At 43.8% G+C, this 14544-nt stretch carries 14 protein-coding genes; 11 read left to right on the top strand and 3 right to left on the bottom strand.

Annotation, left to right across the window (positions count from 1 at the left end):
• The first annotated feature begins 45 nt into the window (after positions 1 to 45).
• From speD to DKT75_RS09265, 3 genes are all read left to right on the top strand, one after another.
• A complete protein-coding gene (speD, locus tag DKT75_RS09275; RefSeq protein ID WP_211665313.1) occupies positions 46 to 468 on the top strand; it encodes an adenosylmethionine decarboxylase in 423 nt (140 codons plus the stop codon).
• Positions 469 to 617: 149 nt separating this feature from the next.
• Positions 618 to 2444, top strand: coding sequence for an SLC13 family permease (locus tag DKT75_RS09270; protein ID WP_109823150.1), 1827 nt, complete (start codon positions 618 to 620; stop codon positions 2442 to 2444).
• Positions 2445 to 2479: 35 nt separating this feature from the next.
• Positions 2480 to 3121 (top strand): rhomboid family intramembrane serine protease, encoded by a 642-nt coding sequence (locus tag DKT75_RS09265; protein ID WP_109823149.1) that lies wholly within the window; start codon positions 2480 to 2482, stop codon positions 3119 to 3121.
• A 534-nt stretch (positions 3122 to 3655) separates the two neighbouring features.
• Here the strand turns inward: DKT75_RS09265 and ppnN are convergent.
• A complete protein-coding gene (gene ppnN / locus DKT75_RS09260; RefSeq protein ID WP_109823148.1) occupies positions 3656 to 5026 on the bottom strand; it encodes a nucleotide 5'-monophosphate nucleosidase PpnN in 1371 nt (456 codons plus the stop codon).
• A 354-nt stretch (positions 5027 to 5380) separates the two neighbouring features.
• Here ppnN and DKT75_RS09255 point away from each other — a divergent pair, with 354 nt between their 5' ends.
• Complete coding sequence (locus DKT75_RS09255) at positions 5381 to 5848, top strand: GNAT family N-acetyltransferase (protein ID WP_109823147.1); 468 nt, start codon at positions 5381 to 5383, stop codon at positions 5846 to 5848.
• A gap of 155 nt (positions 5849 to 6003) precedes the next feature.
• Positions 6004 to 7218 carry a multidrug effflux MFS transporter gene (locus DKT75_RS09250; protein WP_211665311.1) on the top strand — a complete coding sequence of 405 codons (1215 nt, stop codon included), beginning with the start codon at positions 6004 to 6006 and terminating at the stop codon, positions 7216 to 7218.
• Here the strand turns inward: DKT75_RS09250 and DKT75_RS09245 are convergent.
• Positions 7215 to 7943: a sulfite exporter TauE/SafE family protein gene (locus tag DKT75_RS09245; RefSeq protein ID WP_158278826.1), complete on the bottom strand. Its 729-nt coding sequence runs from the start codon at positions 7941 to 7943 to the stop codon at positions 7215 to 7217. The genes DKT75_RS09250 and DKT75_RS09245 overlap by 4 nt on opposite strands.
• A gap of 181 nt (positions 7944 to 8124) precedes the next feature.
• Here DKT75_RS09245 and thiB point away from each other — a divergent pair, with 181 nt between their 5' ends.
• The 3 genes from thiB to DKT75_RS09230 all read left to right on the top strand — a co-directional run bounded on the left by thiB (position 8125) and on the right by DKT75_RS09230 (position 11166).
• The gene (gene thiB, locus DKT75_RS09240) at positions 8125 to 9102 is read left to right on the top strand and encodes a thiamine ABC transporter substrate binding subunit (RefSeq protein WP_109823144.1); all 978 of its coding nucleotides are present in this window, start codon (positions 8125 to 8127) and stop codon (positions 9100 to 9102) included.
• A 154-nt stretch (positions 9103 to 9256) separates the two neighbouring features.
• Positions 9257 to 10498, top strand: coding sequence for an alpha/beta hydrolase (locus tag DKT75_RS09235; RefSeq protein ID WP_109823143.1), 1242 nt, complete (start codon positions 9257 to 9259; stop codon positions 10496 to 10498).
• Positions 10499 to 10590: 92 nt separating this feature from the next.
• A complete protein-coding gene (locus DKT75_RS09230; protein ID WP_109823142.1) occupies positions 10591 to 11166 on the top strand; it encodes a DNA-3-methyladenine glycosylase I in 576 nt (191 codons plus the stop codon).
• Positions 11167 to 11184: 18 nt separating this feature from the next.
• On the opposite strand, the gene DKT75_RS09225 is transcribed toward DKT75_RS09230, so the two are convergent.
• Positions 11185 to 11784 (bottom strand): HAD family hydrolase, encoded by a 600-nt coding sequence (locus DKT75_RS09225; protein WP_109823141.1) that lies wholly within the window; start codon positions 11782 to 11784, stop codon positions 11185 to 11187.
• 173 nt (positions 11785 to 11957) lie between these two features.
• On the opposite strand from DKT75_RS09225, the gene DKT75_RS09220 reads away from it, so the two are divergent.
• The 3 genes from DKT75_RS09220 (at position 11958) to DKT75_RS09210 (ending at position 14457) form a co-directional block, all read left to right on the top strand.
• Positions 11958 to 12512, top strand: a complete 555-nt coding sequence (locus tag DKT75_RS09220) for a DUF2058 domain-containing protein (protein ID WP_109823140.1) — start codon at positions 11958 to 11960, stop codon at positions 12510 to 12512.
• 6 nt (positions 12513 to 12518) lie between these two features.
• A complete protein-coding gene (locus DKT75_RS09215; protein WP_109823139.1) occupies positions 12519 to 12716 on the top strand; it encodes a hypothetical protein in 198 nt (65 codons plus the stop codon).
• A gap of 136 nt (positions 12717 to 12852) precedes the next feature.
• A complete protein-coding gene (locus tag DKT75_RS09210; protein ID WP_109823138.1) occupies positions 12853 to 14457 on the top strand; it encodes a diguanylate cyclase domain-containing protein in 1605 nt (534 codons plus the stop codon).
• The last annotated feature ends 87 nt before the right edge of the window (positions 14458 to 14544 follow it).

The following is a 14544-nucleotide window of genomic DNA, read 5'->3' as shown; positions in this document are numbered from 1 at the left end:
AACCTCAACTTAGCCACTCAATAAACTGATCGGAATGTTTAGCTCTTGAGTAAAACAGAATCAACCAAAGGCGCACTACGTCGCCGCCCCGATGGCATTCAATATGCGGGAACACACCTGTTTGTTGATATGTGGGGAGCGCAACATACGGATGATGAAGCGGTTGTTCGTTCAGCGATATTAGCGGCTGTTGAGGAGAGTGGCGCAACGCTGCTTAAGCTTGAGCTGTCAACGTTTGGTGAACATGCGGGTGTCACTGCATTTGCGATTTTGGCCGAGTCACACATTTGCATCAACACATGGTACGAAGAGCAGATGATTGCGATTGATGTGTTCTTTTGTGCAGGCTTAGATCCTTACCTTTGTTTGCCCGCCTTAGAAAGGGCATTTGCCCCTAGCCGTGTTCAGGTTAGCGAGCATAAGCGTTTGCTAGCCTCGCCGATGACTCACGATAAGACGATGTTATAGCCAAGCTTGTATATAAGCTAAACAGCCGTGTACCTAAAGGCTCACTGTTATATACTGCGGAAAAATAGCAGCGTTGATGAGTCATTAGACTTGCTAGTGATTCGCAGCATTCATTTTTAAAGTGTGTTTAAAAGGAAACTCTCGTCTACATGCCCGATACTCATGCCCTGGCCGTACTGGTACTGACCTTTTTTGCTTTAGTACTTTTTACTCGTAAAGAGCTCCCGCTACAAACCTCCGCACTCATTGTGCTGTGCCTGTTAGCCCTTGGGTTTTCAATATTCCCTTATGAGTATGAAGTAGATGGCGTAATGACACCTTTTAAAACGGTGTCGTTTTTCTATGGCTTTGGTCATGAAGCATTGGTGTCTGTTTGTGCCTTAATGGTGTTGGGGACAGGGCTGGTTAAGACCGGTGCTTTAGAACCAGTGGGGCAGTTGCTCTCAAAAATGTGGGCAGTCAGTCCATCGATATCATTACTAACCACACTATTAATTGCTGCAGGGTTGAGTGCTTTCATCAATAACACACCGATTGTTGTGTTGCTTATTCCTATCCTCGTCAGTGTCGCGCTAAAAACAAAATCAAATCCTGCGGCGCTGCTTATGCCAATGGGCTTCGCCAGCTTGATTGGCGGCATGGGGACAACTATAGGTACCTCGACTAACTTGTTAGTGGTCAGTGTAGCAAATGACCTAGGCTTGCCAGCCATGGGCGTCTTTGACTTTTTCTTACCGGCCTTATGTGGCTCGGTAGTGGGGATCGGCTTTCTGTGGTTAATTGCACCTAAGATGTTACCTGAGCGTGACTTACCATTAACCGATGCGAGTAGCCGTGTTTATACCGCACAGTTACTTGTAACAGAGGAAAGTAGCGCTGTTGGCAAAACACTTGAAGCGCTGATTAAAGCGACTAAAGGCCAGTTAAAAGTTGGGAAAATCCGACGCTCTGCTACCTCGTTTATTATTCCCTTACCTGACGTTATTATTCGAGCAGGCGATAAAATATTAGTACATGACACACCTGAGCAACTTAAAACGTTAGAGAAAATGACGGATACAGTGCTTTACGCGAAGGACCACCGTGTCGATGAGGAACACCCATTAACGGAAGGTGATCAAACCGTTATCGAGATAATTATTGATCAGCGCTCGCCATTGTTAGGAACAACGCTACAAGCATCACGCTTTATCGAAAACTACAAAATGATCGCTTTAGCGGTGCATCGTGGTGGAGAAAAAATACATGAAATGCCGTCAGGCTTAGGCAATCTAAACCTGCAGTTAGGCGATATTTTGTTGGCTCAAGGTAGTCGTGAAGATATCGATACGCTTAAGTCACAGCACGAGTTTTTGGTGTTAGACAGTCGTATTGAGTTACCACAATCAAAGAAAGCGCCATTGACGATTATGATCATGTTTGCGGTAATTGCATCGGCGGCCGTTGGGATTATGCCTATCGCAGTCAGTGCGGTTATTGGTGTTCTTTTTATGCTATTAAGCAAGTGCATGAGTTGGAGTGACGTTAGCCGAGCGATGAATGTTCCAGTGATCATGATCGTGGTATCGAGCTTAGCGCTGGGTAGTGCGATGACTGTCACTGGAGCCAGTGAACTTATTGCTAATGGCTTTGTAGCGGCTACTGCTGGAGCGCCAGCGCCCATTATTCTGAGCGGTCTTATATTGCTTATGGCTATTTTTACTAACGTGGTCTCTAACAATGCAGCTGCTGTTATAGGCACACCGATTGCCGTAAGTATCGCAACGACATTGCAGCTCAACCCTGAGCCATTTGTATTGGCTGTGCTATTTGGCGCGAACATGAGTTACGCCACACCAATGGCTTACAAAACGAATTTATTGATCATGAGTGCGGGTAATTACACCTTTGGCGACTTCCTGCGTGTAGGTGTCCCGTTGTCGGTTATTATGTGGCTCACTTACAGTATTATCTTACCCCTGATGTACACTCTATAATATCCCGCTAACCCAACAAACCGCTGAGCTAAATTATGAACCCCGATGTTTTTACGCTGACGAATATTATTGTCGCGATTACGTGTTTGATTTCGTTCGCACTGATGAACAACTCAGCCGCTAAATCAAAGCTATTGTTTCATCCTGTCACGATTCAAAAGCACGGCCAATGGTATCGCTTTTTAAGCTCCGGTTTTATACACGCAGATGTATTGCACTTGGGTGTGAACATGTTCGTCTTATGGTCATTTGGTAGTGCTATCGAAAAATACTATTACCCAGCGGTATTCGGTGACGCGGCAGCGACTAATTTCCTGATTTTGTATTTCGGTGGAATTATCGTCGCGTCTATTCCTAGCTTTTTACGCCACAAATCTGACCCTAGTTATGCTGCGCTTGGTGCTTCTGGTGGCGTATCAGCCGTTGTGTTTGCGGTGATTGTATTTGATCCTTGGCAAAACCTTTATTTATACGGAATCATCGCGATACCGCAAATTCTCGCAGGTGTGGCTTACGTTGCCTACTCTTGGTACAAGGACAAAGCAGCCTCCGATAACATCGGTCACATGGCGCATTTGACGGGTGCAGCGTGGGGTTTCGCGTTTACATGTGCGATGAACTTTGATTTGTTTACTCGTTTTATTACAAAGACCCTAGCAGGGCCTAGTTGGTTGTAATGAGGTTTAGGCAATATCTGCCAAAGTATAGTTATAGGTAGGTTTTGATACATATTGTAATCGACAATAATGAGCTATTGGTGGTAATTTTTATGAGTATATGAGGTTGTTTTTAGGCACATAAAGTCCTTATTTTAACCATTTATGTCCTAGGATTCTAATTGCTGTGGACAATAAAAGACTAGAATGACTTCTAGAGGCACCGCTTTTGGTGGTCTCTATTTAATGAGAAAAATAAAGGAGTCGGTTTGTGGATAAGGTACTTAGTAATCTAACCTCTAAACACTATTGTCCAAAGTGCGGAAGCTTCAACTTAAAGCGAACTCATAGAGGGTTCATCAGAAAGAAGCTTTTAAAACTTCCGGTTAGGTACGAATGTAGAGGCTGTTCATCAGTTCTGACAGAAACTAATCTTGATGAAAATGAAATTAAGAAAGTACCGCAGTTTATTAGTTAGCTCGAAGAACGCTTAATAGTCTCTGTAGTGAGGGAGTCGCTAGAGACTATTAAGTTATTTAGCTTACTGAAGGGGCTTTACTTAACTAAAGTGTAGCAAGGTACATAAGTATCCGCTTCGATTTTCATGCGCTTTTGGTCTACAAAAGAGGCTAACATTTTATCCATGCGATCCATGATCTCTTTGTCACCTTTGATTTCAAAGTTACCATGCTCAGCAATCGCTTTGAGACCTTCTTCCTTCACGTTACCCGCCACAATACCCGAGAACATTTTACGTAGCGTAGCCGCTAGCTTGTGATTTTCTTGGTCTTTATGAATAGGAAGGTTACGCATGTTTTCGTGCGTAGGCATGAATGGCTCCTGGAATTCACGATCAATCTTTAGCAACCAGTTATAGTAATACGCGTCACTGTGCTCTTTACGGTACTTACGCACCTTCGTCATGCCTTCCTGCATGATTGTTGCAACATGTGCCGGATCATCAACAACGATCTCATACAATGCCTGAGCTTTAGCACCTAATGTCGCACCAATGAACTCATCAATCTGCGTGAAGTAATCTTTTGATGTCTCTGGCGCAGTAAAGACTAATGGGTAAGGAATACCTTTGTTCTCTGGGTGCAACAAAATACCCAAGATATATAAAATCTCTTCAGCAGTACCCACACCACCTGGGAATACGATAATACCGTGACCTGTACGAACAAACGCTTCTAGGCGCTTTTCGATATCGGGCATGATAACTAATTCGTTTACGATAGGGTTTGGTGACTCAGCAGCGATGATGCCCGGTTCAGTTAAACCAAGGTATTGACCTGTAGTAATGCGTTGCTTTGAGTGGCCAACACTCGCACCTTTCATTGGGCCTTTCATAGCACCTGGGCCGCAACCCGTGCAAATGTCGAGCGCACGCAAACCTAGCTCATAACCAACACGCTTTGTATAGTCATACTCCAGACGAGAAATGGAGTGTCCACCCCAGCAAACGATTAGCTGTGGGTTTGTTTCTGGGTGTAATACATCCGCATTTCTTAAAATATGGAAGACTGCATCTGTCGTATCATCTGACTTAGATAGGTCAAACTTAGGGTTTTCGATGATTGAGTCATGGCTAAATACGATGTCACGCAACACCGAAAACAAGTGCTCATTGACACCCTTAATCATCGTACCGTCAACGAATGCCGTCGCTGGTGCATTAGTCACATTTAGCTTGATACCACGCTCTTTTGACGTCACTTGGATATCGAATTTCTCATAACGATCCATTACTTCTTGAGCGTTGTCCGAGGTGTCACCGTAGTTTAAAACAGCAAGCGAACACTGACGGTATAAACGGAACACACTACCGCGACTTTGGTCGAGCAGCCGGTTCACTTCCATTTTAGACAAAACGCCTAAATGGCGAGTTGGCGAGACTTGTGCATCGATAGTAGTTTTAGTCATCCGTGCATATTCCTTATTGGTATTAGATTTTAGGGCGAAGGACCATACTAATAGATGTTTGTTAAAAAATCATTTTAGTTTGATGAAGGAGACTCAATGGGGTATCAGAGAGCCTATTTACTGGCTCTATGAGTAAGAGTGATCGCTAACTACTTGAGCTAGTAAGCACGCAAAGAAGTGATTGAAACCCTTACGAGTAGGCGTTTGATTTTTCGCCACTGGGAGGGAATATGTTAGAGTTTAATGACTTAAGCTGAAGCTAAGGTGCCATGAGAAAACAAAGGTTTAAGACCTGATAGTACATTAGAAACTCTTGGCTCTTCTTAATGAACTGTTAAATTTTAGGGATTAGACATGATTCAACTCAGACCAATGACCTCAAGTGAATATCCAGCGTACTGTGACTATTTCATTGATGATTACAGCCGTGAAATAGCTGAGAATTATGGTCACTCAATGGATAGGGCGATCGAGTTAGCTAATCAGGATCTTCTTCGTAGTTTTCCTAATGGTTTGGAAACTAACGACCATGAACTGTTGTGCATCGAATCGGATTCAGAGTTGATTGGCTATTTGTGGCACTCGATTAACACAAGTGATAAATCGACGTTTATTTATGACTTCTTCATTTTCTCAAGCAGTCGTAATCATGGCTACGGGAAGTCGGCAATTAGTGCTCTTGAATCACAATTGAAATCGATTGGTATTGAGCAAATAAAATTACGAGTTGCATATCAAAACCAAAGAGCGTTAAAACTATATCAAGAAGTTGGTTTCTCTATTTCGGGCTACAATATGTCAAAGAAACTAGGCACTAGTTAGATGGGCCGCAAGTGCTAAGCATCTTCGATGGTTGTGTGTTGAAGAATATACATTCTCAAATGATAGAAAGAATATGAAGCTGATTTTGTATGACGCCAAGCTCATAAGCGAGTAAAGTCCCACCGACACTTCTCCCTATAAAAAGTAGAACCACCGTGAAAATATTCAACCCTACCGCGCGCCTCCCATTCGTAGAATTCATTGCCCTCATGGCGCTAATCACCTCACTCATTGCTCTCGCTATCGATATGATGCTGCCAGCGTTACCCATGATTGGTGAGTATCTATCAGTCCAAGATCCAAACGACACCCAACTCATCATCAGCTCGGTCTTTTTAGGCATGGGGGTTGGTCAGTTGATTTTTGGCCCTATCTGCGACAGCTTTGGTCGAAAGAATTCACTGTATATCGGCATGGCAACGTTCATTGTTGGCACGCTCATATGTCTTGTCACCACCGACTTCAATACCATGTTACTAGGACGGTTTTTACAAGGTGTTGGCGCGTCAGGGCCACGCATATCCACCATGGCACTTATCCGAGATGAGTACGAAGGTAGGGGTATGGCGAGAGTGATGTCATTGACCATGATGGTCTTTTTAGCCGTCCCAATGATCGCGCCATTGCTGGGTGAATTAGTGATTTACATCAGTGACTGGCACGGTATTTTTGTAGCCTTATTAGTAGTAGCAGTAATCCTGTCAGTTTGGTTTGCCACTCGACAACCAGAAACATTGAGCGTTGAAGACCGTCAAAAGTTTAGCTATGACAGCATCAAAAATGGCTTCATTACAGTGTGCAGTAACCGAGTAACGTTAGGTTATACCATTGCTATCGGAGTCGTTAGTGGGCCACTGTTAGCTTACTTAAGTACTGCTCAAGCAATCTTACAAGACCAATACCAGCTAGGTATAAAGTTTGCACTTTGCTTTGCGGCACTGGCCTTTTTTATGGGTGTTGCATCCTTTGTTAACTCAAGATTAGTGGGCAAGCACGGTATGCGTTTGTTATCCCAATATGCGCTAATCATCATGGCCGTCTCATCGGTACTGTATACAATCCCGGTGTTACTAAGTAACGGCCAGCCACCATTATGGACGTACTTACTTTATCTTGCCTGCGCGCTTTGTTGCTTGAGTATTCTATTCAGTAATATGAACGCGATAGCGATGGAGCCATTGGGAAAAAATGCAGGGACAGGTGCTGCTGTGATTGGTTCTTTATCAACCATTATTTCAGTGCCTGTAGGGGTATTTATTGGTGGTTTTTATGAGCAATCAGTACTGCCATTAGTGCTTGGCTTTGCTATTTGTGCGGTTATTGCGCTGAGTTTGAAGTTTTGGGCGAATCAAAAATCAGTGGTAAGTTAGTTATAGAAATACACAGCAATATTTTTGATACAGAATAGAGTGATGACCGTTTTCAAGAGCGTTCTGACTAGCTGTTCGTTAAAGCGCTTTCGTACCTTAGAGCCCAGATAAGAGCCTAAGGTCGTGCAAACTATCAGTGCTGAAATATGCAAATAGTAATCCGCAAACGCAAAGCCTAAGCTAAAGAAAACTATCAGCTTCATGATGTTTAAAACGGTGTTGATTGCCGCATTCGAAACAATCACTTGGCTACTGCTGTATTTGTCACTAATCAGCACTGAGGTACTGAGTGGGCCCGTTGCACCTACGTATAATGACAAAGCTGTTTGCACGACTCCTAAAGAAAAGTACTTCCCCGGTATCAAATTGAGTAGCTTGTTAATGGGGAGCCAGATGATGCCAATGATGAAAAGACTCATCAGCAACGGAATTATCTCAAGGTTAACTTTTGCCAGAAAGAACGTCCCAAAATACGCCCCAAACAACGACCCCGCTGTAAACAGCAGCACAGGCTTTACGCAGGTCTCTTTGATATCCAAAACGAATCGACTCAAGTTACTGGATAACTGAGCAGCCCCATGAATAGGAATAACTGCTTTAGCTGGCAATAGGCTTGGTAGAATAGCTAACAACAGTATGCCGCCGCCCATGCCTGTGACAGCGGTAATCGCTGAGGTACAGATACTTACAAGGGAAATAATAATGATCGTGGTTGAGAGATCCATGGCTGCCCTTGGTGGTTTAAGTCGCGGAGAGTGCGAGTTATGCATAGCTTATGTGATAAGTACTAAATATGAATATAGCTAGGAGTTTATAACCACTATTGGTTATTGCGGCGCAAAATAAATGATAACCTACCCGCCACTTGCTCATCTGAGCTAAATCCATAGACAGGGTATAACGACCATGAAAAAACTAGGCTTATTACTTTCAAGTTTAGCGCTTTGCACTGCGGCACAAGCAGCAGATTTGACAGTTTACACTTACGACTCATTCAACTCAGACTGGGGTCCAGGGCCTAAGTTAGAAGCAGCATTTGAGAAGCAATGTGACTGTGATATCGAATTCGTAACAGTGGATGACGGCGTTAGTATTTTGAACCGTCTTCGCATCGAAGGTGCTAAGAGTAAAGCAGACGTGATTGTTGGTATCGACGATGCGTTAATGGAAATTACCCGCGACATGGGTTTGGTTGCAGAGCACGGTCAATCATTAGATGACTTAGAGCCATCACTAAACTGGACGGATACTGAGTTTGCACCGGTTGACTACGGTTTCTTCTCATTTGTGTATGACAGCAGCAAAATCGAGACGCCAGTGACGTCACTGAAAGAGCTGGTTGAGTCAGACGCAAAAGTGATCTACCAAGACCCTCGCACAAGTACGGTTGGTCAAGGTTTACTACTTTGGATGAAGTCAGTTTACGGTGACAAAGCAGACGAGGCTTGGAAGCAGTTGGCACAAAACACAGTTACTGTGACTAAAGGTTGGTCTGAAGCGTACAGCATGTTCTTAAAAGGTGAGTCTGACTACGTGTTGAGTTACAGTACATCACCTGCTTACCACATCGTTGCAGAAGAAAAGACACAGTATAAAGCGGCTAAGTTTAGCGAAGGTCATACGACTCAAGTAGAAGTAGCAGCAGTACTTAAAAATAGTAAAAATCAGGCACTAGGGAAAAAGTTTGTTGGTTTCCTACTGTCAGAAGAAGCACAGAAAATTCTCCCGGTTACAAACTGGATGTTGCCTACTCGTGCAGGCATCGAGTTACCAGAAGCATTCGGTACACTTATTCAACCTAAGCGCATTGGTTTTACACCTGCAGAAGTTGCAGAAGGTCGTAGAGACTGGGTTAAAGAATGGCGTACATCAGCAGCTAAGTAAGCGCTTATAGTCGTTTAAATACCTCGCTGTTTGATCAAGCCCGAGTCGTGTTATCACATTGTTCGGGCTTTTTCATGTCTCAAAATTGTACACCTTTGGTTTTTATAAAAATGTGCTAAGCTTTAGCCTCTTTAAAGACGGAATAATAAAAGAAATGAGCCGCCTAATAACATCCGCAATACTCCTTATAACTGCATTCACTTTGGCTAGTTGTTCAACGCCTCCGAGTGTTAAATCTTCTCGGACGGTGAAAGTGGTTCAGCCACCTTTTCAAAAAGCACCCGTTAAGCCCACTAAGGCACCTGTACTGACTGAGTTAGTCGGTAGTTACAGCTTATTTGAAGACTCAGAAAGTAACTTTGAGATTCGTCAGCAAGCGGGTAAGTTGGCCGTGCATAAAGGTGGGAATGTTTCACCACTTCAGCAAGTCAGTCCAACAGTGTTTCAGTTAGCCGGTGGTCGTCGCATTGAGTTTGCTTACTCAAATGAAGGCAAATACGACCGATTTAAGTCAACGGTTGGTGGTCAAACTCACTTATTTATTAAAGATGACTCGTTGAAACGTGGTCGTGAAGGCGTGACGAATCAGGCCGTTTATACGTGGCAGTTGATCAATGACTTAAACCCCAATGGCTATACCCGCTCACGATTTATTAGCCCATCACGTGGCACGGTGGATTACACGGTTTACTTGCCACAAGGTTGGAGTCGTGAGTCTAAAGAGACTTATCCTCTAGTTATCTTTTTGCACGGTCAAACAGGTTGGGAGCGTAGCTTTCCTGAGAGTGTGCCAGCGTCACAATTACAGCAGTGGATGGCTCGTGGTTTGATTCCTAAAACCGTCATTGTGTCGTTACGAACAGGGCGCATTGGTGCCAGCGGTCGTGAAGAAGAGCAGTGGACAACACCTCGTAACGAGACGTTAATGACCAGCGAAAGTGCGAATGAGTTACGTGCTTTTATCAGACAGCAGTTCCGTGCGGGTATGAGCGCTAAAACGACGTCTATCCACGGTCATTCTCGTGGTTCACGTGCGGCTATTCACTATGCGTTGAAGTTCCCTGACAGCTTTGCTTCTTCGGTGGCGAATGCGTTTGTGAGTGACTATGCACTACCCGAAACGATGAAAATTGCGAAGCAGAATCAGTCACGTTTAAGCACGCGAGGTATTCCTTTACGCATTTCTATTGGTGACCGTGATGAGTTTGCATTAAACCTTGGGCGTAAAGCGTCACCTGTGATTCATAAGTATTTGCAGGACTTACAGATACCGCATCAATATCAAGTGTTTAAAGGTGTCGATCATGGTTTTGTGAGCCTCTGGAATGCGCCATTGGCAAATGGTATGCCGAATGGTTTAGGTGAGTTACAGTTCCACGCAGGTGCATGGCGTTAAGCAAAAGAGTTTAAGGAAAATAGCGTAAGGTAATAGCCACGGGATGGTGGCTAACATTGTTGAATAGGGATAAGTAAGAGGGAGGAGGTTGTATGCACGTCAGTGAAGACGGGAAAAAGCGCTGCTTTGGCGGTGAAAAAGGCAAAGAGCGGTACGCGCTATACCATGACACAGAGTGGGGCATCCCCAAACATGATGATACGATGCTGTTTGAAATGCTTATTTTAGAAGGCGCACAAGCAGGCTTGAGTTGGGAAACGATCTTAAATAAACGTGAAGGCTATCGCATTGCGTTTCATGATTTTGACGTCGTTAAAGTCTCAACAATGAGTGATGCAGAATTAGAAGACCGATTGCAAGACCCTGGCATCGTTCGTAATAAACTGAAGGTGTTTAGCACGCGTAAAAACGCGCTTGCTTTCATCAATATTCAACAAGAATTTGGCAGCTTTGATGCTTACCTTTGGGCATATGTTGACGGTCAGCAGATCGTTAATCATTGGACGGAGCGCGAGCAAGTCCCGGTCTCAACCGAGATCAGTGAAGCCTTATCTAAAGACTTAAAGAAGCGTGGCATGACATTTGTTGGGCCGACGATTATGTACGCTTACATGCAGTCGGTTGGTTTGGTGAATGATCATTTGCTGGGCTGCTGTTGCCGTGACTAATTTGAGTTAATGATGTGATTAGCCTGACGGTATAAGTTCTCGCAGGCTACGGACGCATATGTCCGCTTGCTTGCGATGTTCAAACACGCCGTCTGGGTCATAGTAAACAGAGGTGACTCCCGCATTATTGCCTGCTGCAATATCATGGATTGAATCGCCAATCATTATCGCGTCGCTGATGTCTCCTTGCCAACGATCGACTAAGTGAAAAATTCCATCAGGTGCAGGTTTTGGTGCGATACAGTCACGACTGATTAGATCAACCTCATCAAAGTACTGGTACAAACCAGCAGCGTCTAATGTGACTTGGATATTCACTAAGTTATTACGTGTCAAAATACCAATTTTGCAGTCATTAGCGATTAACGCTTCCAGTAACTCAGCAGCGCCTTCGGCTGGCTTTGACGCTTTCGATATTTCTAACTCAATCTCATCTAACTGCTCATTGACCGCTTTTGCTTGTTCAGGCGGTAGTGCCGCGATGGATTCTAAGATAGGGAGGTCATCCGGTAAGCCAAGCGTACAGCGAATCGCATCGAAGTCGTGCTGGGCTTCGGAGAGCGTTCCATCCATATCAAAAATCCAGAGTTTACGTTGGGTGACTTGATCTAGGGTCATGATAGCGGTCGCAGTGTTAAGAGGCGTTTAAGCTTACGTGAATTCATAATGCGGGTAATAGTACCGATGTTTTTTATAAGGATTGATCAATGGGCAGTGTCGCTTTCGTGTTCTAGGTGTAAAATAGCGGAATATCTTGGCCGAGATCGGCAAACAGCGAATAGGAGACAGAGATGGCAGGGTCACTACAGGATCAGCTATTAGGCGCAGGCTTAATTAAAGATCAGAAAGCGAAAAACATTAAAACAAATAAGCGTAAAGCGGAAAAGAAAAGCCGTAAAACTAACACTGAGCTTGAGAACGAAGCGGCAAAGCTAGGCGAAGAAGCGCGTGAAGCACAGCGTTTAAAGAGTCAGGCGCTTAACGAAGAAACGCGTAAGGCAAAAGAGTTAAAAGAGATCACTGCTCAGATTCGCCAAATCATCGAAATGAATAGTGTTTTCAAAGGAAAAGGCGACGATTTAGTTATTTATAACTTTACTGATTTTAATAAGGTAAAAGCGATTTACGTAACGAGTAAAAACCATGATTTGGTGTCTCGTGGCCGTCTTGCGATTGCACGTTTGAAGGATGTTTATCACCTGATTCCTGCTGAAGCTGCAGTGAAGATTCAAGAGCGTGATGAAGGCAGTATCGTGCTACTTAATGATGCTAAGGAAAACACAGATACGACCGTTGAAGATGATCCGTATGCTGAGTTCCAAATCCCTGACGACTTGATGTGGTAAAGCGACATGACTAAACGATTAAGAAAATCATTGATCCTGTCTGCGATGTACACAGCTATCGTAATGGTGGTGGTTTATGTAGTACACGATGGCACGCCAAAAGAGTCGATGGTATGGATACTGTTATTGGCCCCTGTACAGTTTCTTGGTGTGTTTTTACTGAATTATTTTGACCTTCAGAAACATGCAGACGTGGAGGAATAGTGCTGATACAAAGCATGTTTCAACCATCTATCGTTTAAGAGAAATATACTAAGAGTATTCAGCTAGCCGCTAACTAGCTTGCTTTACTGTATTCATTGTCTGATCCTCGAAATTAAAAACGGGAGGGGAGTTGATAATGAATATATTGCAATATTGGTTCAAAGCCCTAGTAAAAGGGTTAGTGTTGGCAGGGCTAATCTTATCTGTGGATTTGGCCTTTGCTGATGATATAAAAATAGGTTTACGTGCAAATCGGGGTGTTGAAAAAGGCTTAGAAAAATGGCAGCCTACGGTCGATTATTTGAATAGTCAGCTTCCTGAGCATAATTTTGTCTTGGTGCCGTACGAGGGTATTAAAGATCTAAATGCTGCTGCAGGCCGTGGTGAGTTTGATTTTGTATTAACCAACCCTTCATCGTATACAGAAATGGAGATGGCGTTTGGTGCCACTCGTATTCTAACGTTATTAAACATGCGGCAGAATATACCGCTCAATTGTTTTGGTTCGGTTATTTTCACCCGTAGTGATCAGGCTAACATCCACGATATAAAAGACCTCAAAGGCAAAGATTTTATGGCCGTTTCCGAAGGTGGTTTCGGTGGTTGGCGAGTGGCTTGGGGCGAGTTGAAAACCCAGTATGGTATTGACCCGTATAAAGACTTCTCCTCACTCTCTTTTAGCGGCGGTGATCAGGAAAAAATAGTATTTTCGGTTCGTGACGGTCTGGTTGATGCGGGCGTAGTGCGCACCGATATGCTTGAACGCATGGCCGCTGAAGGTGAGATCGATCTCAATACCTTTCGGGTACTTGGGGAGCGAAAAACAGAAGGCTTCCCCTTTAAACATTCTACGAAGCTCTACCCTGAGTGGCCCTTAGCGATCTTTCCAAATGTCACCGACAAGCTTGCGAAGGACGTTGCCAGTGTGTTGATGGACATTAAGCCAGAAGATAATGCGGCAATAAAAGGAAAGTATGCAGGATGGAACGTCTCATTAAATTATCAATCTGTTCATGAGTTACTGAAAGAACTCAAAGTAGGGCCTTATGAAGGTTTTGGTCTGGTGAGTATTAGCGAAGCGATTCGCCAGCATTGGCAGTGGGTGTTAAGCACTTTCGTTGCATCTAGTTTGGCGTTTATCTCTTTGTTTAGTGCGTACTGGAGTATCCGAAGGCGCAAGAAGCTAGAGGATAAAATCAAGCATATGGCTAGCCATGACACGCTGACAGATATACCCAATCGTACCTTACTCATGGATCGGCTCAATCAAGCGATTGATCGGTCTCGACGTAATCAAACAAGGGTAGGTGTGTTATTTCTCGACCTAAATAATTTTAAACCCATTAATGACTGCATGGGTCATTTGGTGGGTGACCAAATTCTTAAAAAGTTGGCAGAACGCATGGTGTCATGTCTACGTAAGACCGATACTGTGGCACGCTTTGGTGGGGACGAATTTGTTATCGTAATTGCGGATGTTAATGACATCTCTGAAATAACAAACGTGGCAGAAATTGTTGATACTTTATTGGTTAAACCGATTAGTGTCGAAAATGAAGAAGTTGTCTTGGGCGCGAGTATCGGGATTGCACTATACCCTTACGACGCTGAGACAGCAGAAGGGTTGATTGATATTGCAGATGAAGCGATGTACGTTGCAAAGAAAAAAAGTAAGACATCACTCGTTGATGATACTGAAATTCACTTTAATGACGCTAGATTGAACACCGTCTGTGACTAACTAAGTGTCTTGTGACGTTATTGTATAAAGTTTATCGCTTAAAATGCGCTCAGAGCAAAAATAATCTCAGAGCGCACTTCGTAACTA

The organism is Leucothrix arctica, from assembly GCF_003172895.1.
Taxonomy (GTDB): domain Bacteria; phylum Pseudomonadota; class Gammaproteobacteria; order Thiotrichales; family Thiotrichaceae; genus Leucothrix; species Leucothrix arctica.
The sequence above is the reverse complement of the archived record's forward strand: the minus strand, read 5'-3'. Positions and strand labels throughout refer to the sequence as shown.

Coding starts and splice junctions, on each gene's coding strand:
- ppnN (WP_109823148.1), bottom strand. CDS start 5,026: ATGACTAAAACTACTATCGATGCACAAGTCTCGCCAACTCGCCATTTA.
- DKT75_RS09245 (WP_158278826.1), bottom strand. CDS start 7,943: ATGGATCTCTCAACCACGATCATTATTATTTCCCTTGTAAGTATCTGT.
- DKT75_RS09225 (WP_109823141.1), bottom strand. CDS start 11,784: ATGACCCTAGATCAAGTCACCCAACGTAAACTCTGGATTTTTGATATG.
- DKT75_RS09265 (WP_109823149.1), top strand. CDS start 2,480: ATGAACCCCGATGTTTTTACGCTGACGAATATTATTGTCGCGATTACG.
- DKT75_RS09235 (WP_109823143.1), top strand. CDS start 9,257: ATGAGCCGCCTAATAACATCCGCAATACTCCTTATAACTGCATTCACT.
- DKT75_RS09230 (WP_109823142.1), top strand. CDS start 10,591: ATGCACGTCAGTGAAGACGGGAAAAAGCGCTGCTTTGGCGGTGAAAAA.
- thiB (WP_109823144.1), top strand. CDS start 8,125: ATGAAAAAACTAGGCTTATTACTTTCAAGTTTAGCGCTTTGCACTGCG.
- DKT75_RS09210 (WP_109823138.1), top strand. CDS start 12,853: ATGAATATATTGCAATATTGGTTCAAAGCCCTAGTAAAAGGGTTAGTG.
- DKT75_RS09255 (WP_109823147.1), top strand. CDS start 5,381: ATGATTCAACTCAGACCAATGACCTCAAGTGAATATCCAGCGTACTGT.
- DKT75_RS09270 (WP_109823150.1), top strand. CDS start 618: ATGCCCGATACTCATGCCCTGGCCGTACTGGTACTGACCTTTTTTGCT.
- DKT75_RS09215 (WP_109823139.1), top strand. CDS start 12,519: ATGACTAAACGATTAAGAAAATCATTGATCCTGTCTGCGATGTACACA.
- DKT75_RS09220 (WP_109823140.1), top strand. CDS start 11,958: ATGGCAGGGTCACTACAGGATCAGCTATTAGGCGCAGGCTTAATTAAA.